20 protein-coding genes are annotated in these 22,433 nt (G+C 36.1%); 19 read left to right on the top strand and 1 reads right to left on the bottom strand.

Annotated elements, in window-relative coordinates:
- The 11 genes from FFR48_RS05665 (at window position 1) to FFR48_RS05615 (ending at window position 10,507) form a co-directional block, all read left to right on the top strand.
- A complete protein-coding gene (locus FFR48_RS05665) occupies window positions 1-435 on the top strand; it encodes a hypothetical protein (RefSeq protein ID WP_137666671.1) in 435 nt (144 codons plus the stop codon).
- The gene (locus FFR48_RS05660; RefSeq protein WP_137666670.1) at window positions 435-1,181 is read left to right on the top strand and encodes a hypothetical protein; all 747 of its coding nucleotides are present in this window, start codon (window positions 435-437) and stop codon (window positions 1,179-1,181) included. Before FFR48_RS05665 ends, FFR48_RS05660 begins: the two co-directional genes overlap by 1 nt.
- Window positions 1,160-1,867: a hypothetical protein gene (locus tag FFR48_RS05655; RefSeq protein WP_137666669.1), complete on the top strand. Its 708-nt coding sequence runs from the start codon at window positions 1,160-1,162 to the stop codon at window positions 1,865-1,867. Before FFR48_RS05660 ends, FFR48_RS05655 begins: the two co-directional genes overlap by 22 nt.
- A complete protein-coding gene (locus FFR48_RS05650) occupies window positions 1,864-2,475 on the top strand; it encodes a Mov34/MPN/PAD-1 family protein (RefSeq protein ID WP_137666668.1) in 612 nt (203 codons plus the stop codon). Before FFR48_RS05655 ends, FFR48_RS05650 begins: the two co-directional genes overlap by 4 nt.
- Window positions 2,476-2,713: 238 nt before the next feature.
- Window positions 2,714-3,550, top strand: coding sequence for a ThiF family adenylyltransferase (locus FFR48_RS05645; RefSeq protein WP_236103997.1), 837 nt, complete (start codon window positions 2,714-2,716; stop codon window positions 3,548-3,550).
- A gap of 148 nt (window positions 3,551-3,698) precedes the next feature.
- A complete protein-coding gene (locus FFR48_RS05640; RefSeq protein WP_137666666.1) occupies window positions 3,699-4,016 on the top strand; it encodes a hypothetical protein in 318 nt (105 codons plus the stop codon).
- Window positions 4,017-4,234: 218 nt separating this feature from the next.
- Entirely contained in the window at window positions 4,235-4,540 is a 306-nt protein-coding gene (locus FFR48_RS05635) for a hypothetical protein (protein ID WP_201277578.1), read from the top strand.
- 353 nt (window positions 4,541-4,893) lie between these two features.
- A complete protein-coding gene (gene dnaN / locus FFR48_RS05630) occupies window positions 4,894-6,327 on the top strand; it encodes a DNA polymerase III subunit beta (RefSeq protein ID WP_137666664.1) in 1,434 nt (477 codons plus the stop codon).
- A gap of 232 nt (window positions 6,328-6,559) precedes the next feature.
- Window positions 6,560-7,873 carry a DNA polymerase III subunit gamma/tau gene (locus FFR48_RS05625; RefSeq protein WP_137666663.1) on the top strand — a complete coding sequence of 438 codons (1,314 nt, stop codon included), beginning with the start codon at window positions 6,560-6,562 and terminating at the stop codon, window positions 7,871-7,873.
- A 477-nt stretch (window positions 7,874-8,350) separates the two neighbouring features.
- A complete protein-coding gene (locus FFR48_RS05620; RefSeq protein WP_137666662.1) occupies window positions 8,351-8,689 on the top strand; it encodes a hypothetical protein in 339 nt (112 codons plus the stop codon).
- A 12-nt stretch (window positions 8,690-8,701) separates the two neighbouring features.
- Complete coding sequence (locus tag FFR48_RS05615) at window positions 8,702-10,507, top strand: DNA polymerase domain-containing protein (RefSeq protein WP_137666661.1); 1,806 nt, start codon at window positions 8,702-8,704, stop codon at window positions 10,505-10,507.
- 189 nt (window positions 10,508-10,696) lie between these two features.
- Here FFR48_RS05615 and FFR48_RS05610 read toward each other — a convergent pair whose 3' ends face one another.
- Window positions 10,697-14,566: a sacsin N-terminal ATP-binding-like domain-containing protein gene (locus FFR48_RS05610; protein ID WP_137666660.1), complete on the bottom strand. Its 3,870-nt coding sequence runs from the start codon at window positions 14,564-14,566 to the stop codon at window positions 10,697-10,699.
- Between the two features lie 119 nt (window positions 14,567-14,685).
- On the opposite strand from FFR48_RS05610, the gene holA reads away from it, so the two are divergent.
- The 8 genes from holA (at window position 14,686) to FFR48_RS05570 (ending at window position 22,211) form a co-directional block, all read left to right on the top strand.
- Window positions 14,686-15,651 carry a DNA polymerase III subunit delta gene (gene holA, locus FFR48_RS05605; RefSeq protein ID WP_137666659.1) on the top strand — a complete coding sequence of 322 codons (966 nt, stop codon included), beginning with the start codon at window positions 14,686-14,688 and terminating at the stop codon, window positions 15,649-15,651.
- Window positions 15,652-15,767: 116 nt separating this feature from the next.
- On the top strand, window positions 15,768-16,763 hold the full coding sequence (locus tag FFR48_RS05600) for a DNA polymerase III delta subunit-related protein (protein WP_137666658.1): 996 nt from the start codon (window positions 15,768-15,770) through the stop codon (window positions 16,761-16,763).
- A gap of 119 nt (window positions 16,764-16,882) precedes the next feature.
- A complete protein-coding gene (locus FFR48_RS05595) occupies window positions 16,883-17,797 on the top strand; it encodes a hypothetical protein (RefSeq protein ID WP_137666657.1) in 915 nt (304 codons plus the stop codon).
- Between the two features lie 225 nt (window positions 17,798-18,022).
- A complete protein-coding gene (ssb, locus tag FFR48_RS05590; protein WP_137666656.1) occupies window positions 18,023-18,406 on the top strand; it encodes a single-stranded DNA-binding protein in 384 nt (127 codons plus the stop codon).
- A 109-nt stretch (window positions 18,407-18,515) separates the two neighbouring features.
- Window positions 18,516-18,962 carry a hypothetical protein gene (locus FFR48_RS05585; RefSeq protein ID WP_137666655.1) on the top strand — a complete coding sequence of 149 codons (447 nt, stop codon included), beginning with the start codon at window positions 18,516-18,518 and terminating at the stop codon, window positions 18,960-18,962.
- Between the two features lie 314 nt (window positions 18,963-19,276).
- A complete protein-coding gene (locus tag FFR48_RS05580; protein ID WP_137666654.1) occupies window positions 19,277-20,089 on the top strand; it encodes a ParA family protein in 813 nt (270 codons plus the stop codon).
- A 292-nt stretch (window positions 20,090-20,381) separates the two neighbouring features.
- Window positions 20,382-21,539, top strand: a complete 1,158-nt coding sequence (locus tag FFR48_RS05575) for a ParB/RepB/Spo0J family partition protein (RefSeq protein WP_137666653.1) — start codon at window positions 20,382-20,384, stop codon at window positions 21,537-21,539.
- A 384-nt stretch (window positions 21,540-21,923) separates the two neighbouring features.
- Entirely contained in the window at window positions 21,924-22,211 is a 288-nt protein-coding gene (locus FFR48_RS05570; protein WP_201277577.1) for a dynamin family protein, read from the top strand.
- Window positions 22,212-22,433: the final 222 nt, after the last annotated feature.

The raw sequence follows: 22,433 nt of genomic DNA, 5'->3' as shown, positions 1-22,433 counted from the left end.
ATGCCTTACATTTTGATAATTGAAGGTCAAGAAATACCCATAGCTGATGAAATTGCAGCTACTGACGAAACGCTCCGCAATGCCCTGACACCATTCTACCCAGAAATTGCTCATGCAGAAATTACACGAACAAATAAAGAGGGAATTACCCAAATTCGCATGGTCAAGAAAGCAGGTACTAAAGGTTTAGGTGATATTCTTCAAACTCTAATTACCAGCGAACATCAATTTAACCCAGCTTTACTATTAAGCTGGCAAATCAAAATGTTAGAAATTCAAGGTCATCTGAATATCGAAAATTTGCTGTTATTACAAGATGAACTGAAAACAGCAATTACCACTGGGAGAGAATGGCAAACTGAATTAGATAAGAGTTTAAATATTCTCAAAAAATCTCCTCCTATACCTTCACAAATACCAATTTCCGGCTTCTAATGCAGTCTCAATATCAATTGGCTGCTGAATCTTTGAAAAAATACCAGATTCCCAAAACTGTGCAAGAGGGAATTTGGTATTTAGAAGAAATCAGCGAACAAATTAATTACCTCAGTCTCTACAAAGAACTATTCCCCCGTGAATGGTCATCTTCAACAACTGCCTTGAGACAACATTTATATCCTAGTGTTTACAGTGACCTAGAAATTGAGTTTTTAGAACTGGTGAATGAGTGGTTATTTCCCATAGACTACCTGGAAGATTTTCGGGAATGTACAGAAAAATACACAGAAATTCCCGTTTATTCCCAAAACACAGATTGGTGGGAAATGAGTTTAGAAGAACTCAGTTTCACAGAACAATTTATATTGTCACTTATAGGTTATGGACATCCTCAAGAAGATTGGATTTCTTGCTTTGGATTCATTCCTGATAAATTGGTGACTGTGGATAAAATCAATTGGGATAAACTTTCATCATTTTGTCAACAAACAGCACCACCTTTGTCTCTACTTTATGATGTCATATCCATCATTGACCACAGTACAGAATGTATTTGGTTAGATGTGACCCATGCAGAATATGTCTCTTTTGAATGGGAACAAGAAGTGCTGAAATATTTAGCTGAACAATGGCAATTATGCCAAACATATTGCCAGAAAATGACAGAATTTTCAGAATGGATTGAATCTTCTATTGACCATAGAAAACAGGTAATCAAACTATGGAACAAAGCACAGAATTAACTAACATTTTACCTCAACTCAACATTGGTGATATCTCACATTCGATTATCAACCAAACTACTCATACAGAAACACTAGCACATATGCTATTTCTGCCAGGTCAATACCTTCTAGTTTACAAAGAAGGAGAAACAACCAATTACAAATTTATTGCTCCTGCTGCATTGAGAGAAGCTTTTGCTGCTGAACCCATTGATTCAGGTTATTTACCAACAAATACCGTGAGGTGGGGAAGATGCCACAAAGGAGAATGGTTGGTGCAGTTTTATCCACCACAAAGTTATTGCATCTCCTTGGAAAATACAACTTTTAAAATACCTATGCCGGGATTAATATTTGCCGGATGTAATCGTCAATATTGGATTTGGGCTATTAAGAAATTTGAGCAAAATTCTCCCCTATTTTATGCACCATTACCAAACGTGATGGAGAACGGTTCTATCTGTTTTGGTGAAAATTCTGTTCCCCATTGTTCCCCTGAAAATATCATGCAGGTATGGCAATTATTTTGGCATAGTGCTTTTAATCAAGATTCGGTGCAGGGTAAATCTAAATCATATCCTGAAAATGTGCGATCGCTCCTCTATCAACTACACAACAACAAGTCTAAAAGATACCCAACACGGGATTTAGTTCCTTGGAGTAACAAAACCATCACCACTGCAATTGAGCAGATTATCTCATGACTATACCAGGACTCATCAATTATCAATTTGCCACTAGCACCGACTTACCACCGATAACAGGCAAAATGATGGAATACTGGGTAGCTGGGAACGGAGTGTTTATTCGTGCTGCACGTCAAGGACTGTCTGCGTGCTTTCCTATCAACCAATGCAGTATTCGCGGTTTACCCCATCTCACACCCTACTTTCACCTGCAATATCCCTTGGTTTCCGCTAAATTAACGTTGCAAATTTTACACGTAGCTCAAAATACGGGACACCAAGAAATACTCTTCTATCTCTGCTTTACGGACGGAGAATGGCATCTGCACACCCCAGAACAAACTGCCACATCTACCAGTGTAACTCCAGTAGAGGCAACCAGCTTATCATATCAGACTGCGATGATTGAGGTACACAGTCACCACAGTATGAGCGCACAATTTTCTGCTACTGACGACGAGGAAGAAGCTGGAAAATTTAGAATCTTCGCTGTTTTGGGTGAAATTTTCACTAATCCCCATATCTGTGTGCGGTTGGGTACATACAGCCACTTTTGGCACATCCCTGCTAACTGGGTATTTGAATTGCCAAGCTGTTTAATATCCAATTCGGTAGCATCTACATGATTACAGCTATTTTCAGGTAAATCATAGTTTTTGTTTCGCGCAGAGTCGCAGAGAAACAAAGGCGCAAAGGAATCAATGTGTGGTTTAAATAGTTGAAAACTGCTGTAAACAACCACAAAGACGCAGAAAACGCAGAGGTAAAAATTCAAGGAATGATACCGCTACAAAACGGATTTGATGTCACAGATATTACACCATTATGAAATTAAACCTATCTTTTGCTCATTCTGTCCCACTCATGCTTCCTGCACATAATCACGTTGAGTTTATAGTTGTGGGTGCTGGTGGGACGGGTGGTTTTTTGATTCCATCGGTTGCTAAACTGATGCTGGAAATTGAAGCAAACAGCAACAAAACAGCTTCTTGTATAGTTGTAGACCCAGATATCATTGAACCTAAAAACATTCCCCGACAGAATTTTCAACAGTCGGAGGTTGGGTTATACAAAGCGGAAGTTTTAGCAGCTAGATACAGTTTAGGATTGGGAGTACAGATTAGAGCGATCGCTAAACCATTCACTAAGAAAATTGTATCAGCAAGATGGCGCAAGTTAACAGTAATTATCGGTTGTGTAGATAATGCTGCTGCGCGTGCTGAAATTAGCAGTTGCTTAGACCAAAATTACCCAGGTTCTCTACCACAAATTTGGTGGTTAGATTGCGGTAATCATGCTAATTCTAGTTCTGGACAGGTGCTACTTGGTTCTACTAACCAATTTACCTTAGAAGCTGCTTTTGATAATCTTCAAAAACCCAATTTCTGTTTTAATCTTCCCAGTCCTTCTAGGCAACATTCAGAACTGCTAATACCATTACCTGAAGAATCAAATTCAACAAGTTTATCGTGTGCTGAAATTCTAGCACGAAACCGCCAAAGCTTATTTGTTAATCAACAGGTAGCTGTTATTGCTGCGGAGTATTTGCTGGCATTAACATTAACTGGAAGTTTGAGAAAACTTGCAACCTATTTCCATAATACTACAGGTTCTTGTCGTTCACTATATACCTGTGTAGATTCTCTGCAAAAGTTTACAAATGAGGAAATCGTTCCACAAAATCGTTCAGTTTTAGTTTAGCAATACAGCATCAAATTACTCTCGCTGACGCGCTTCTTCCTTGGAGAAATTCAAGGGAGAAGATTATTTATAACACTTACGAAAATCCTTGAAACTCTTATTTTTTATGTATTTTAGGTCTTTGTAACTAACCACAGAGATAAAACCAATGCTCAACATTACTAGAGTACAACTTAGTGCTAGTGGATGGACTCTCAATATCCTTTCACCCAGAGTTGCTACTATCACCAGTCCTTTGGGACAAAGAAAAGTCACATATTTTGGTTTTGAAACTGAAGAAAAAGCAATCCAATTTAAACAATGGCTAGTTGAAAATACTGCCAATTCGTCTACTTATGTAAGAAAAGCAGAGCGATTAAGTCAAAATTGGGAATGTAAATGTTGGAATATACCAACAGATTTAATAATTCAAATCGCCGAGCTTGATATAAACCAACAAACCCAGTTTCAAAATCAACAAAATTAGTTCAAATAATAAAAATTCGAGCCGAAAATAACTAATTTATTTGCGCTACGCGCCAAGTATTTGATGATTTTAATCAGAAGGCGCGATCTCTTTTTTTAGATAGGCTTTCAATTTTAAAGAGGTGTATACAGATAGGATTATTGTATACATTAAACGCCTTCATTGTCAATCATATCATCATACTTTCTTGCCCAAAATTGTACAAACTCTATCTAAATATGAAAATATCCCATTCATTTACAGCCAATATTACCAAAGACACTTACGTCAGTTCATACAGCAATGGTAATAATCAATCCTGTTCATTTTTTGCTGATGGAGAAACAGTGACAATAAATTTTAATACTGATTGTCTTCACCAAGTACGAGAAACTATCAAAGCTCTCCAACAAATAGATCAGTCTCTTTCTGAACAAAGACAACAACAAATTGCGAATGAACTTGAACAGTTAAATACTCATCATTTCATGTCACTTTCTCAAAGTCATAACGGTAAATATCACACAATGGAAATCAGTTCATAAACATACATTTTCGTTTCTTTAGTCTTTTTTATCTTAATGGTGTTTAACGATTGATTAAAATTTACCAAACATGAATTCCAGAAAATGGGAGCATCCCAAATGTGTAAGTTTATTTTTGGCTTGAGGTCAAGACATGAAATGAACAAATGAACGAACCACGAAGGAGCGAAGGACACGAAGGTAAGAAGAAAGAAGAGAGTTTTCAGATACTTATTCTACATTTTTGCAAAATTGGTATGCTCCCCAGAAAATAATTGTCCTGTATACAAATTACAGGGTAAATAAAGGTGTTTAGTGGCAAATTAAGCACCTCTTATTTTATTACTTCATTGACATCAAAGAGCCGCACCCTTATGAAATTTACCATTTCTCAGAAAGAATTAGCTGATACCCTCGCTGTGGTTAGTTACGCTGTACCTAACAAACCTCATCATCCTATTCTCAATAATATATTGTTAGTTGCTGAACAGCAAGAACAGCAAATTTTAGTTACTGCTTTTGATTTGAGTTTAGGAATTAGAATTCAATGCAAATCTAGAATAGAAATAGAAGGTAAAATTGCTTTACCCGCTAAATTATTCACCCAGGTAATTTCAAGTCTCCCTAAACAAGATATTACTTTGGAAATTGTAGATAATGCGGCTATTATTACTCACTCCTGTGGTAAATGTCGCATTCAAACAGTTAGTCCTCAAGAATTTCCATCTTTACCAGAAATTGAAGGTAAGAATATTACATTACCAGCAATCAAATTATTACAAGCATTAGAAGCAACATTATTTGCTGCTAGTAATGATGAAAATAAACAAGTTTTAGCTGGAGTTCATTTTCAATTTACTAATAGTAGTTGGGAAGCAGCAGCAACAGATGGACATCGGTTAGCAGTTGTTTCTGGAACGATAGAAACGGATGAAAATTTAACAGAAACCACACAAGGTAATGCTAATTCCAATACCGTAGAAATCACAATTCCTCAACCAACACTAATAGAATTACAAAAGATTTTGGGTACTGTAGGAGATAACAGCGAATGTACTATTAGCATTGATAATAGTATTGCAGTGTTTACCTTACCCACTATCCAAATTACCACCAGATTATTAGAAGGAGATTATCCCAAATATTCAGCTTTAATTCCACGACAATTTCAACATCAAGTTATTGTTGATAGGAAATTATTAGATCATGCTCTAAAACGAGTGGGAATTGTAGCTGACCAAAAGAATAAGATTGTCAAAATTATCTGTGATTATCAGCATCAACAAGCAACTTTATCTACTGAATCTTCAGATATTGCTGGTGCTGTGGAATCTTTGAATATTAAACCCCAAGATGGTTATCAGCAACAATTAGTCATGGGTTTTAATATCAAATATCTGGAACAAGCTCTCAAATTTCTACCTACGAATGAGGTCTTGATTCATATCAACCAAACTACAACTCCTGTGGTTATTACTCCTGTTGATGGTATTCTCAATCAATTAATTTTGGTAATGCCAGTTCAACTTATTAATAATAACAGCACAGCAATGAAAGAAGATGCTTCAGATGATCATGAGGAAGTTATCGTTACAGAAAATATTTCCTCAACAACTGAAGTGAATGAGGAAATAAATGTAGCTGGTGAAGCAGTGGAAATAGAAGAAGATATCAAGGATAAAAATGATGTGATGAAACCTAATTCTTCTGGACAGAAAAACACAGCAGAAACTAAAAGTAATTCTCGAAATTCTGCCAATTCTACTCCTAAACCTAGAGGAAGTAAAAAGAAAGTCGCTGCTGCATAGAATGACTGAATCAAAAATTGCAATGGTTTAGATTTAGCAAACCAAACCTCAATACTTATCAGTCAAAAGTTCTGCAAATATCTCTTCAACCCTAATTCCTCTGTGTACTCTGTGTCTCTGTGGTTCGTTACATCAAATCTGTTTTAACAACCACACCAAAAATTACTCACACCCCAAGTTTATTACTAATACATGAGCTTGGGTAAATTCAACATATCTACTTTTGAAAAACATGACATACCAACCACTTCACCTGAAATATCGTCCCCAGTCCTTTGCTGAACTTGTTGGACAAAGAGCGATCGCAACTACTCTCACCAATGCTATCACATCCCAACGAATTGCCCCGGCGTACTTATTCACTGGACCTAGAGGTACAGGTAAAACTTCCAGCGCACGCATCTTTGCTAAATCTCTCAATTGTCAACATGGTGATTTTCCTACTCCCACACCCTGCGGCCTGTGCAATTCCTGTACCAACATCTCTAAAGGTTTATCCCTGGATGTGGTGGAAATAGATGCTGCTAGTAACTCTGGTGTTGAAAATATCAGACAAATTATTGACCGTACTCACATTATACCTGTCAATAGCCGCTACAAGGTGTTTGTTTTAGATGAAGTACATAGCCTCAGTTCACAAGGATTTCAAGCTTTACTCAAAACATTGGAAGAACCACCAAAGAATGTAGTGTTTATCCTCTGCACGACAGAAATTCACAAAGTTCCTGCAACAATAATTTCTCGTTGTCAAAGGTTTGATTTTAAAAGAATTGGTGTTGAGGATATGGTACAACACCTCAATCAAATTGTAAATGAGGAATTAATTGATATTACTCCAGAAGCATTACGTTTGATTGCACAAATTTCTTCTGGTTGTTTGCGGGATAGTCAATGTTTACTGGATCAATTGAGTTTACTAAATATCACCATTGACGAAAATTGGGTATGGGAAATGATGGGAAATGTACCTGAGTATGAATTGCTAACAATGGTGGAAAGAATTGCTGAAAATGATAGCGATTCAGTAATTAATATTATTCGGAATTTGTTGGAATGGGGTAAAGAACCTTTAATAATTCTGCAAAATCTCACTAGCTTTTATCGAGATATGTTGATTGCTAAAACGTCTCCTAGCAGTAAAGAAATGGTGATGCTAACTGAAGATACTTGGCAACAATTGTGTCAAATAGCTAAAAGTTGGGAAACTACAAATATTTTAGCAGGACAGCAGCACTTGAGACAATGTGAGGTGCAAATCAAATTATCTACTCAACCACAGTTATGGTTAGAGGTTGGTATTTTGGGTTTACTACCTGCTGCTAATTCCTCTAATTCCAGCAATTCAAATCAATTCGTTTCAATTTCTGAAAATCCACCTTGGACGAATTGGACAACACCTGCTGATGCTATTGTTTGGGCGCAAAAAAAGTTACCAAATATGAGTGTTGAATCTTTGCAAGAACATTGGAATTTATTAATTCCAGTCAATGGAAAGAAAGCTCCTATTTGGGTGGAAACGGTACAACAGTTAGCATCTTCTCGATAAAAGTTATCAATGAAAATTGAAAATTAAACAGTAGCTATTCAAACAAATACAGCACTTTTAGAGTAAATGAGGTACACCAATTTTAGAAAGTAGTTTTAAACCTTAAATTTCAATCGGTTACTGGATCTCATAAACCTTGAATCTGCTGTAATTACCACTTCCTTTTTACTGTCATACCATTTCTTCGTGAGGCTGCGCCAATTCTTTGATTTTCTCTCTCTGTGTCCTCTGTGTCTCTGTGGTATGGCTAACGCCACGCTTCGCGAACGTTCATCTTAATTTCGCACATCTTCATACAAAATTAGCAGCAGTTTACCTGTTTCTTTCCTTTTATCTTCTCTTCCCCTCTTCCTTCGCTTCCTTCGCACCTTCGTGGTTCATTCAATCAATATTTTCTAAAAGAAAGCGAGTAATTAGTAATTCGTAATAACTCAGTCTATCTATTTCAAATTATTTGTTACCATTGGAGTAATAATCATGCAAATATCTTGTCAATCTAAAAGTGGAGAATCATGTACACAAAGTTTAAATACTTTAGAGGAATTATGTGAATTTATCAACAATCACCCAGTATCCTCTTACAACTTCCACATCAATTCTGTGATTTACCAATTGTTGAAAATAACAACCTGTGAATGGCGTGAACATCCGAAAATTCTCCTGAATGTCCAAGGAAAAGTCTTACCTCAAGAACTGACAATTACACATTTAGACGATTTTCACTATTTCTTATCTCAATACCCATCACCACAATATTTACTGGAAATCAATTCTGCACTTTTCAAAATGCAAAAGATAGGAACTATTGGTAAGTAACCAACACCAAAAATGAACACTGATTACAATCATCGTCATTTTATCGCCAAAAGCGGTAATCAAATTACTGTTGCAGAAGATAAATTAAACATCTTCTACACAGATAATACCGTTTATCGTTCCTGGCAACCTTTACAGACTATTAAACCTTACAATGCCCTGAAGCAAATGGTTATTGACATTGAAACTTCAGGGCTGATTCCTAGTAAAGATAGAATTTTCGCTATTGGTTGTATGAATGAATTGGGCGAGTATTTTGTATTTATGGATGAAAATGAATCAAAATTACTCTGCCAATTTATTTCCTATTTTCAGTCTATTTCTCCTGATGTAGTTCTCACATACAACGGTACAGATTTTGATTTTCCATTTATCATTACTAGATGCCTAATCAATAACATATCTCATCCATTTACTATTTCTGAGCAATCGAGAATTATCAAGACAGCACAGGTATTTGGTAAACCTATGAATATTTCCGAAATATTCATCAGCAACAGCCAACATATTGATGTGTATATTTGTGTCCTGAGATGGGATTTTGTCAATAAAGCTTTATATCAACATTCCCTCAAAAGTGCAGTCATAGAAATGGGATTGCGAGAATCTGCTAGATTAGTTTTAACTCCCCAAGAAATTCAACTTTGTTGGGGTGAAGGTGCAGGTTCTCAAGGATGGGAAAAAATCAGAAAATACCTAATTTATGACTTGGAAGATACGAAATTAATTGCTGATAAATTAGTTCCTTCCTATTACTATGAATCGCTGATAGTACCAGGTCTGAATTTACAACAACTATCGCTCACTGGTAATGGTACTAAATGGCAGCGCGTTTTAGAAAGACAATATTCAGGTTACAAACCAACTGCTGATCTGAAGTTGAAATTTGAGGGAGGACTGGTAATTTCTGTACCAGGTTTACACAAACACATTGCCAAAATTGATGTTTCCAGTCTGTATCCCAGCATTATGCTTAAATATGGGATTTGCTCCCGCAAGGATACGCAACGAGTGGGGTTAAGTATTCTCGATTATCTCACCAGGGAACGACTCAGACTCAAAGAATTAGGAAAGGCTGGAGATTTAGCTGCTAAACAAGCTGAAGCGGCTCTCAAAGTGTTAATCAACTCGTTGTTTGGCTTTTATGGGACTTCTGGTGTTAGTTTTAACGATATGGAAGCTGCTGCACTGGTTACAGCTTATGGTAGACGGATTCTGCGATTCATGATTGATGTGATTGAAAAAGCGGGAGGTATCCAGGTTGAAAGTGATACTGATGGTGTGTTCTTCTCCCACTCTGAACCTCTGCTGATATTTGAAAAGCTGCAAAATGCTTTACCTACTGGTATCAATATAGAGTTGGAAATCCTTGCTAAAGCGATGTTTGTTCCCTCTAGAGGAGCTAAGAATTATATTATCTGGCATGAAGATGGTAAAATTACTACTAAGGGTTCATGGCGGAAAAGAGACCGTTCTCGTCTGGAAAAGGAGTTTCCTTTGAACTACCTGACACAATATCTTCTGTCAAAAGCTAAGGCAGAACAATATTACCAGGAATTAACCAAGGTTATTCGTTCTGGTGATTTTCCTGTGGAACAGTTACAGGTTACTCGGAAAATTAAGAAGGGTGAAAAGGCTCTTTTGGTTCTGGGTAATACTGGGGATGTTGTGACATTTTATCAAGGAATTAGGGGATTGACTAATTCTGAAGCCTATTCCAGTGGGTATTATTTGGAGTTGATAGCTAAAAAACGAGATGAGTTACTTTCGGTTGTTGAGCCTCAAGGTGATGTGGGGAAGCAGTTGAGTCTGTTTTGAGTAAGGGATTATACTAATGATGAGAGCGATCGTCTACGGTAATGGAAAGGGCGATCGCCTATAGATACTTATTGTCTTTTAAAGAATTTACAATTATAACAGGTTTGTTTTACTTCTGGATTGATTTATACAGGGTGTCCACATAAATAAAAATCCTTGTAATACCCCCTCAACAATTATAGTTTTCAATTAGTCAAGATGGTCTATGTTTAATTTCATAAATAGCAATATTGGGTCTGTGGTAACATTGAATACTCTTGCTATTAAATATGTTTCTACTGTTTCCATTAAAGTAAATTCTTTAGGTGAAATATAGAAAGGTATTTTCTCCTCATTTTTGCTATATGGTGTTGCTTTGCTATCAATGTATATCTCTTTGCCATTTTCTACAACTTTAAAGTCGTGATTTGCGGTTGTATTCTGCTCTTTATTAAGCCAAAAAACTTCTAATGTGTTTATTATTTTATGTTCAGTTACAGTTTTTTCTATATTGATATTGATTATTTTGAATCCTGTTTCAGTTTCTTGTATAGAAGAATTGTATTTCTGACTGTAGATTCTCTTTAGCTCTTTATAAACAAATTCCTCACCTTTTCTACCTAAATCTTCATCGTCTTGGTTATAAGGTCGGTTTCCTTGAGCAATTGTAATGTTCTCATCCTCTGTTAAAACTATAATACTATTAGGATCTTCTACATTTAGAATATTTTCAGGAATAAGCTTGACATTGTAACCTTTCTCCTTTAGATACTCTATGCCATTTGCAAAATTTTCTAAAAGCAGCACAATCAACAGCCTTTCAGCATACCGTATATCTAGAAATTTACATAAAGGCTCAACTAACCCATCTAAAACTCTGGGACTCTTCCAATCACCTACATAGTAAAAATTATTTTTTTCAGCCCAAGAAGTCCGTTTTTGTTTATCATTATCATTTCCATAATATAGGAAAATTTCAGATACTTCAAAAATATGAATGTTGTCAATTTTCTCTTTTATAAGTTTATATTCTGCTTCCCAATCTTTGCCCTTTTTAGATTTATCAACAGAAATTAATGCTATAAATGGTGCAATATAAATAAGTTTATTCTTGAGGTCTTTAACTTCAACAGTGTTGTTTGGAATTAAAGGTTTTACAGTATCAATTATTGATACACCAAATAAACGTAATAACTCAATAATTTTTGAATTAATTTTTTCAGTATATATCAAGTTAGCTGCTTTAAAACCTTCAAGAGTAACAACACATAAATCTTTCGGAAAAAAGAAGTTCCACCCATTTTTTGATAAAAGTTTATTATCTGTTCCCCAAAGTTTAATTTTCTCCTTATCTAAAATATGGACATTTGATGCCAATGTCTCATAAATAAGACAAATTCTCTTTTTATTTTCTTCTTTTTCTTCTTCGCTTACATTTATATCTTCAGAGATACTTTTCAAAATTTGCAAATAGTCACTAATTTCTAAATTGGTTTTAAATTTTAAATAACTCAACCAATTAGAAGGTATATATTCATCACAATCAAAAATAGGTAAATATTTTCCTCCAATTTCTTTAATTTTCGGTATATTAATGCTAAAAACATCAGAAGCTTTTAAGCAAGTTTTTTGAGTAGTAGGAATAAATGTAGAGTTCTCTAAACTCCAATAAAAATAATTTTCTACATTTGCAGAACTTTGAAAATACCCCCAAGGCATTGGTGCCATCTTATTTATAGAATCAACAGAAATATTAATAAAAACTTGTTTCCAAAATAATTTAGCAAAGGCATAATTTACCCGTGCAAGTTCTGAATAAGTAATTTTTGTAATATTTATATAATTAAAACCATTAATTAAGTGCGGATATCTGTGTCCTTGTTTTGCTTCTTGTTCTACTTTTAAAAAATAATCAAGCTCAATTTGTTCTAAATCATAACGGCGGCTGATAGTTATATTTTGTAAAGTAATGTTTTGATTTACACCTATCTTTAATAAAAAAGTTTTCCATTCACTTTTCAGGTTTGGATATTCAAAATATTTACTAGAAACATAAAAATCATACTTATAAATAGATTCAATACGTAACTCTGGCTCATAAAAATCAGATAAATAAGCAGTTTCGGAAGAAATTAAATTTTGTTCTTGAGTTAGAAGTTTAAACTTTTGTAATCCTTCATAATGTTGCTCGTGCAATTTACCTTTTTTATGAGTATCAAAAAGGTATCTTCCAATTTGTAAAGCATTTTCTTCAGTAATATAAGTTTCGGCTTGAGCAATAATTGTTTTTTCTATAAAACTCAAATCCGAAGGTTCTTTTACTCCTAAATATTCAACCCAATTCTTAATGCTAGAATTTTGATTAATTTGAGTAACTACATCATTGTGAATTATACTTATATCCGAACTGAATTCTTCTGAAAACTCAACAGAAGGAAAATAAATATACTTGGGACTTTTAATTTTTTGGTTTTGATCAAAAATAAAAGGTGTATTCTTTAACTTTTCATTCCAAATAATCTTCTCATCACCACTCAATTTTTGTGCTTGTTTATACAAAAATGAAATAAGTGTAAAATTATCTTCTAGTTGGTGTTCATTTATAAAAACATCAGACACCAGAAGACCTTCCAAATCATCAATATCAAATACCTTAACGCCTATTCTGATCAAAGCATCCATAGGTTCGATATCTAAAACTAAAGACTGAATAGTAAAATTATTTTGCTGTTTTAGATTGATGTAATTTATGAATATTTGGTCGCTAATTACATCAGAAATATTGGTTTTATCAAAAATAGCTTGGCTAACTTTTAGCAATTCTCCGTTTTTGTTGGGAACAAAAGCAATTGTATCAATAGCTTGTTTGTAGCCTCTGTTAAAACTTTTTTCTAATGCGCTAAATCCATCTAATTTATGGGGTAAAATTTTTAAAAATTGCTTGTTATATTTGCTAGATTTATTGGCTAGTTCAGATATCAATTCAAAAAATTTTAAAGGTATCTGTTGGAAAATAAAATTATTCCAAAAAACATCTTGATGCAAATGTTGCCTACCTGCGTCAGTCAAAAATGTTGCATTTACTAAAAATGGAAAATCGTAATTAATAGATGTTGGTAAATAAGTGAATATTAAACGATTAATTTTATCTACTGCTCTTAATTTACCTTTTTCTAATTGAATTGCAAAAGCAATCTCTGTATAAGATGCATCTTTAAGTTTTCTTGGTAATTTTTCATCTTCGTTTATTTCTTTCTGCACATCTACGGGAATAGGAAACTGATGTTTTTTGATAATCCATTCACTTTGTAAAATACCATTTCTGTTTAGCGTAGTAGTTTCTCCATTTTGGCTCTTTATAATAGTTAATTTTTCGCTACCATCTACCGTAATTTTAACTTTTTTGCTACGTAAGAATAGTAAAATTTGCGTATTAGAAAGCAAATTAATCAAATCTTTTTTCAAATTATCAATTTTATTATATTTTATAATTGTTGAAACGTTAAATTCTTGAAAAATAGCAAGTCTGTTTAACTCTATAGGTAATTCTGTCCAAATGGGAATAATTTGCCAAGGCATCTTAGGCTGTGGATCTTTGCGTTTTTCTACTCTTTCATTCTGCCAATCACTTTTTATCCCCCAATTCCTATCATTCCAATAACCTTTCCAATGGTTTTTATCATAACGGAAACAGAAGTTTTTGCTTTTAATGATCACATAGTTAGAATGGGAAAAAACCGACTTAAACCCAATCCCTTTGAATCCTGTTTTAGTTCTATCTTCTATTTTTGTTCCGTCACCCGCGCTTGATATACTTTCAATGTCAATTTCTGTAAAAGGTTCTCCTTTATGCGAAATTATTACATAATCACCTACAAAAGCTATTTGAGCATCAAGCATATCAGTTTGATTACTTGCATCATCAGCATTTTGTAGAAGTTCATAAATAAAACGCTGACTATCAGTATTTATATCTCTTGAAATTGTATTGCATAAATTTGCAGTAGTAATAGCTAATTCAGGATTATTATAATCTGAGTTTTTTCGATTTAAATTATCAATAAATATCTTTTCTCTCATTGCTAAAATCTCTGCTAGTTAAAGATCATTTCCGCTATATGCTAAAAAGCGGGGTTTTAGATAATTTTTTAGATAGTAGAGCTTACGCTCATGTACGATAATACAATTGCCGTACCCCTATGTCAACAAACTTATACTTTGGTGAAAACGAATTCTTCCTAACTCGCACCATCAAACAACTAAAAACCCACACTCTAGATCAACAATGGGCAGACTTCAACTATACAGAATACCCCCCAGAATCTAAAGAAACCATTCCTCAAGCATTATCCGATATCATGACACCACCAGTTGGGAGTGGAGGAAGATTAGTACATTTGCCCAACAGCACATTACTGGGAGTTTGTTCAAAAGAAATTTTGTTGCAGTTAGAGTCTATTCTCCCCAAAATTCCCTCAACAAATACCCTCCTTATCACCAACACTCACAAACCTGACGCAAGAAATAAATCTGTCAAACTCCTACTGGAATACGCAGAGGTACAGGAATTTCCTCTCATTCCCCAATGGCAAACCCAAGCATTAATACAGCAAGCTCGGACTTTAGCTGACGAAGTAGGTGTAACACTCACCACCGATGCCTACAAAGTATTAATTGATTACACAGGCAATCATACACGACTGATATTCACTGAACTAGAAAAGCTCAAAACCTATGCTTTGGGTAAAACAGTCAATGGGGATATGGTGAAAGAATTAGTCTCAGAAAGTGCTGCTAATAGCTTACAACTAGCCAACGCCATTCGCTTGGGTAATATTGCTCAAGCGTTGGAATTTGTTGAACGCTTAATTAACTGTAACGAACCAGCTTTAAAGATTACCGCTACCCTGACTACAACCTTTCGCACTTGGCTAACAGTCAAACAGATGATCATCACCGGGTGTCAAGACGACAATGCGATCACCCAACTAGCAGACGTGAAAAATCCCAAACGCTTGTATTACATACGCCAAGAAGTTGCTAATTGTTGTGTAAACAAGCTGAAAAATAGTTTGAAAATGCTGTTGGAACTAGAGCTAATGCTGAAATCTGGTGTAGATGAAAAACTCGCTTTGCAAACTCAAATTATCAAACTTTGCTCGTAGGTACTACTTCTTGCAAATGCAATAGAACCTCTGAAATTTAACCTAAAACGCTCGGGTTGTTGGAGGGAGATTAAATTTCTGGAGATGTCTAATCAACAATTTCCAAAACTCAAAAAATGAAGCAACTTGATCTACTTCATCTCACAACAGACCTTTCTGTTTGTGAACCTTCTCAAAGTATAGATTCCGAATCTACACAGCCAATTGCAGAAAACTGGCAGTTATCAAAAATCATTGGCCAAAATTTAGCAGTATCTTTACTCAAAGGTGCAATTACACACAACCGAAATGTCCCTGCTTATTTATTTACTGGAGCAGACGGAGTAGGAAAATCTTTAGCTGCGAAATGCTTTATCGCTGAAACTTTCAACATCCAAAACCTAGCTAACTGTCCTGATATTTTATGGGTTCAACCAACCTACCTACACCAAAAACAGTTGTTAAGTGAAAGTGAAATAGCAGCTTCTGGGGGACTGCGAAAAACTCCATCCCAAATTAGAATTGAGCAAATTCGAGAAATCACCCAATTTCTGGCTACATCCCCTCTAATTGCACCTTACAAAATTGTCGTGGTAGAAAATGCTGAAAGAATGCAACCCACTGCTGCTAATGCACTCCTGAAAACTTTGGAAGAGCCAATATCCGGCACTATTATCCTCATTTCATCCCAACCCCAAAGGTTACTTGCTACAATTACCAGCCGTTGTCAAATGATTCCTTTCCAGCGACTAAACAACGCCCAAATGACCACAGTTTTAGAAAATGTGGGACGTTCTGAAATTCTTAATCACCCAAATGTTATACAGTTTGCGGGTGGTTCTCCAGGGATGGCGATCGCTTACCATGATCAACTTCAATCTATCCCACAATCAATTTTGCAACAACTAATTCAACCACCTAGCAATATGTTAACAGCGTTAAGTATCGCCAAAAATATTGAGGTGCAATTAGATTTTCATCAACAACTATGGTTGATAGATTACCTGCAACATTGCTGGAAGGAATTTCTCAGTGATCACAATTGGCTGTTGAAATTGGAAGATGCCAAAAACTCTCTGTTAAAAATGGCCTCTCCCCGATTGGTATGGGAAGTTTTACTATTTCCTGAGTAACACCAAAAACTATATTTTCAACGCAGTCTATCTAAACATTATCAAAAATACCAAAAACGTTTTTGGATAAAAGGATTGCGCTATGCGCTCTTGTGGTGAACTAAATCAAACAAAAAACCATGAGTGCCATTATCAATAATTACCGTCAATTGGATGTAGCATTTCTCCTGCTCAACGACTTGACAACAAAACTCCGCACGGCTGGGGCAAGAATCTCAGTTAGAAAAGTGGGAAATTTCCACAGAATCACCGTTTTGAAAGAACCCACTGTAACCAGTATTGAGCAAATTCTTAGTTACACCAGTGGGGAAACAGAAACGCCTCACCTCAGCAGTAATACTTCACCCTCTGAAAGCACTCCGTCACCAGATGAAACTTTTAGTGAGGCTGGTGGTAATACAGTGCTTACCGTAAACGTGGAAATTGAGGATAACTCAGTAGTTGAGGCGATCGCTCAAACATCATCTGAATCTATTACACCACCAGATGATACTCCTAGTGAAGATGGTGCTAATACAGTGCCTACCGTAAACGAGGAGATTGAGGATAACTCAGTGGTAGATGCGATCGCCCCATCAACATCATCTGAATCTATTTCACCAACAGATGATACTTCTAGTGAAGATAGTGCTAATACAGTACCTACCCTAAACGAAGATATTGAGGATAACTCAGTAGTTGAGGCGATCGCACAAAGCACCCTGCCAGAAGCGATCGCCCCATCAATATCATCTGAATTTACTTACCCACTAGATGAAAGTCATAATGGTGAGAGTAAAGTTATTATTTCTGAAAACACATCAGAAATTATCACCGATGCAACTGATTCTCCTACACCTGATAACTCTTCCTCAGAAATAACAAATATTCCCAATTCTCCAGAATTAGCAAGTTTGGAAGATTTGCAATCACTAACTTTAAAAAGACTAAAGGAGTTAGCCAAATTGCACAAAATCCCTGGTTTCTCTCGCATGAAAGAAGAAAAGTTAGTAACCAAACTGCATGGTTTAGTAACCAAAGAACAAATTTTGTAATAGTCATCACCCTCAAATCTCTAGCAGATTTGGGGTTATTTTTTTGTAGGTTTTGCGCTCAATACCGTAGGTAATAGTGCGCTAGGCGCAATCAGGTTTGATGCTGGGCTTGTATCCCATAAAGCCTCAAATCAGCCTGTAGCAAATCATTCGTTTAGTTGCATAACCGAGAATGCGCTATCGCGCTAATACAGTGAAAAACATTGATTACCCAAGGAAAATAATATGACTCAGCAATACGTCAATAAAGTTGATTTAGTTGGTCGCGTTGGTCAAACACCTGATGTTCGCTATTTTGAATCAGGTGCAATGAAAACATCCCTAACTCTTGCTGTTAAACCTCCCTACAGAAGTGAAAATCCCCTCTGGTTTGATTTAGAACTTTGGGGAAATATTGCTCAAGTTGCAGCAGACTGGGTTCAAAAAGGTTCGACTATTGGGATCACCGGTGAAATAGTCTTTGACAGATGGATAGATAAAAACACCAACGAACCCAGACAAAAACCCATCATTCGTGTCAACAATTTGGAACTCATCAGTTCTGCTCAACGCAAAGACTCAAATGAAACTGGTGAAGACCAAGATTCCATAATTAACGCCAATTTCTAGCCAGTCAAATACATCCCGCAGCATCACTTTTGTCTGTGGGATGTTTTGGGTAGAAAGCGCAAAGCGCAATTCTTATGAACTATTGACAATTTCATCACAAGGATAAACCATGATTAACTCAACCCAAACCATTCGACTGCTCACTATTGATGAAGCTTTTGACAGTCAAGGTGTCAAGATTGTCTATGGTGAATGTACCTTCTCTTACTATTCAAAAGATGGCGTAGTAGAAGACACAATTCCTTACAGAACCAAGGGAGCAGCAGCAGTTTCTATAGCTGAATCTGGAGTTAATGCCACTGGTATCGCTATCGGCTATCTGGATCTTAACGTAGTAGATAGCGGTAAGGGATATAAGGAAAAGAAAACCACTTTAGTTATCCGCAACTTCATCTGCACTGCTACTGGTAATCGCACTCATACACCAACTGTTACCCCTGTTGTTCAACCACCCACACCACAGGAAAATACTCAACAGCTAGTTGGTGCTGGTGTAGCTACAGCTTCTCAAAACGGACATTCTCGGAATACTAACATTTCTGACATTCCCTTTTAAGGATCTTACTTCTGGCTACTTTGCCAGAGGTATTTTTTTTCTGTGGGCAGATAATTTTTTTCACTGATCAGTGCTAGGCTATGACTTCAATGATAGATGTAGGAACTGTTATTTTTTTAACCCATAATTTGAGCAATAGTCTACAGGTCACAGCAACAGAGAAAATTTCTGTTTCAAGATTCGGTTAATTCTCATATATTGATATATGATTTAAAAAATTCGATATATGATACTCCCACATCAGAACATCAGATATTGATATATGAGGTGGAGAACTCAATATATGATACTCCCTAATATCAAAAAAAATAGTCATGCAAATTAGATTAGCTGTAATAAGTAATGCCGGAGGAAGTGGTAAGACAACCCTTTCTGTCCATCTAGCTCATGCTCTGGCAAAACGCAGGTATAAGGTAGCACTGTTTGACCTTGACCCGCAAGGGTCACTGACACTATTTTGTGGATTAAATCAACCAGAACCAGAACACACTTTAGCTGCTGTCCTCAAAGATGATTTTGATGGTAACTGGCCGTTGACACCCTGCTGGAGTGAACACACCGATAAAGTAGTTATTTGTCAGGGTGGTATGGTTCTGACCCAAACAGCAGATGAATTAGTTTTACACAAAAGGGGAGCTTACTTATTAGGCGATCGCCTAACTGACTATCCTCTGGAACATGATTTAATCATCTTTGATTGTCCAGCTACCCTGGGTCCCTTACCTTTAATGGCACTGACAGCCAGTACACACATAATTATTCCTGTGCAGCTAGAACCTAAATCAATTCAAGGAGCGGCTCATTTACTGGAATGGTATTACTACCATTGCAAGCACCTACGCTTAAAACCCACACCAGAAATTCTTGGCTTTGTTCCCAACCAATATGATGCTCGACGTGCAGCCCATAGACAAATGTTAGCTGCATTACCATCTCAGTTAGAGCAAATGAATATCCATGCTTTTCCAGAAATTCGGGATAGTGCTGAATTTGTTAACGCCAGTGGACAAGGATTACCATTACCTATTCACCGTCCCAGTCATCCAGCCAAAGATGACTTCAAAGAAATTGCTTCAAAATTAGCCGCTTTGATTGGTAGCAAGACCAAAGAGAAAGTCACGGCTTAACCAAGTTGACGGTAGGAGTAAAAAAACTCTCAATTTAACCAAGCTGTTGTAAAAATTACGCATTTTTATTTTTTAGCAATGGCTGGAAAATACTCCTTTACTCAGTAGCTCATTGAAATTAATGCCTCATCAAAGTGCTTGAAACTTTTGTCAATCAGCCCTTTTGATGTGTCAATGATTTTGCATAACCACTTACCTAATGCGATTGTATGATGGCTTAGGCCATGCTGCGCTATTGGTACTGGCGAAACCAATCGCTGTTTCAATAAACAAATTAAAACTGTGCTAACTTATGACCACCCGAAAATCTCCTGACCTCACCAATTATTTTTCAGGCGCAAAGCAATCCCAACAGTTATCAGAAGCTGAGGCAGAAATTCAACGCCTAAAAGCCGAAATCGAAGAACTCCGCTCTCAAGGGTCTAGTGAGTTAGAAACGCAGCTACAAACACTCAGAGCGCAACTTCAATCACAATCAGGTATCCAATATATTCCCTTAGAAAAAATTCAAGCTAACCCAGAGCAACCGAGACAGACATTTTTATCAGAAAGTATTGAGTCTATGTCTCGTTCCCTGGTATCAGATGGACAACTAGAGCCAATTATTTTAATTCAACGGGAACACTTAGTTATTTTTGATGGTGAACGGCGTTGGCGTAGTGCTAAAAACTTGGGTTGGCAAAATCTGCAAGCTGTTATTATTCCTGAACCTGATGCTCTACACCGCAAAGCTTTAATCACTTCATTACACCGGGAAGACCTCAATCCTCTGGATAAAGCTGAAGCTATTGTCCGGGAATTGGCAACTAATACTGGTTTAGAACCCCAGGATATTCCCCGGATTCTTTCAACAGTAGTGCGACGGTTGAATGCACAAAAACGAATGAACTCTGTTGTTGAACTACTCACGGTAACACCAGAGGAACAAAAACAAGGTTTAGCTGCTTTGGACTTAGATGAGCGAGAAGTGGCAGTGTTGACTATACTTTTAGATTTACAACTTAATCCCGCTTCTATTGATGCCAATATTTTTCCCATGCTTTCTTTAGCGGAAGACTTGAAAGCTGCTATTAGGTCTTCTGGACTTAAAGGTGTTCACGCAATGGCGTTACAAAAACTTTCTGCGAAAAATTTGGGACTACCAGAATCAGAAGCAGAAGAAATTAGAATCAACATCACTCAAAAGGTGTTAGCAGAAAAATTATCTGTACAAAAAACCCGGCAATTAGTCACTGAGGCGATCGCTTCACAAAGTACCGACGCTGAAAAAATCGAAAAACAAGTTAAACCAGTAGCAACAGCAACACGCTCTTTGTATAAAGTTTCTGGGGAAGCGTTGAAGAAAGTTGAGGTTTCGCAATTAATGGAGTTTCAGGAAGTCCTTCGCAAGAAACTGGCAGAGATTGAAGAGGTAATTCAGGAAAAAGCTGTCAACGATAATAAGGTATAAAATGTTGGCTTGAATTTGAAATTAAGGCTACAAAGCTCAAGAATTGTAGTTTGAAAGAGCGATCGCTATTTCTATATCTTTCAAATGCACATTCAATTATTAAATTTTCTTTCAAAGTCAATAGAAAAAAGAAAGAAACTTAACAAATAAGGTGAAACATACAGCAGTTTCCGTTATTATGAGGTACAGATATTAATGATAAAACTCTTGTGGGGTGGGCATCTTGCCCGCCCATAGTGTACCTCATGTAGATGGAAAGTGCTGTATATTCATACACTTTCTTTGTACAATAGGTCAAATATTATAAATTTAATTTTATTGACAGATGTCTTTATTATGTGATAATAAATTAAATAAGCTAATTTAAAAACATTTTTAACTCCTATGAGACAACAAAAAATTAAAGATATATTACAAACTTCGCGTAAAAGTTTAGCTGAAATTTTTGATAAAACTAATCGCTTGCGAAAAAAGTTTCCTGAATTATTTAGTGATGAAGAAGTAATTAAATCATTTAACTCATTAGAAAATGAATACATTGAATCTCGTAAGAGATTAGACAAGCCAGTTTTATCTATTGCAACATTAGGAACTACATCTTCAGGCAAGTCTACAATTGTCAATGCATTAATTGGAAGAAGAATCAGGGTAAGCTCATCTAATTTGGTATAAAATGAACTTGACAAAAGAAACAAGATAAGCAGCAGCGAGCAGAGAAAAATTTGACTTGACATGGGAGCAAAAAAAGTGAGATGAGGACATAAGCCCCCCCTTCAACTCTAGGAATAAAGGTTTATGTCAGCAGGATTTGAAACTAAGTCAAGTGCTTCCAAGAAAAGAAATCATCATCAGGTAAAGCCAAGACAGGTGGCATCCATTGAAGCCATTCAACAA

It is taken from the genome of Sphaerospermopsis reniformis (assembly GCF_005402885.1).
In the GTDB taxonomy this organism is placed as follows: domain Bacteria; phylum Cyanobacteriota; class Cyanobacteriia; order Cyanobacteriales; family Nostocaceae; genus Sphaerospermopsis; species Sphaerospermopsis kisseleviana.
Note: the sequence above shows the minus strand (reverse complement) of the source record. Positions and strands in the feature narration are given on the sequence as shown.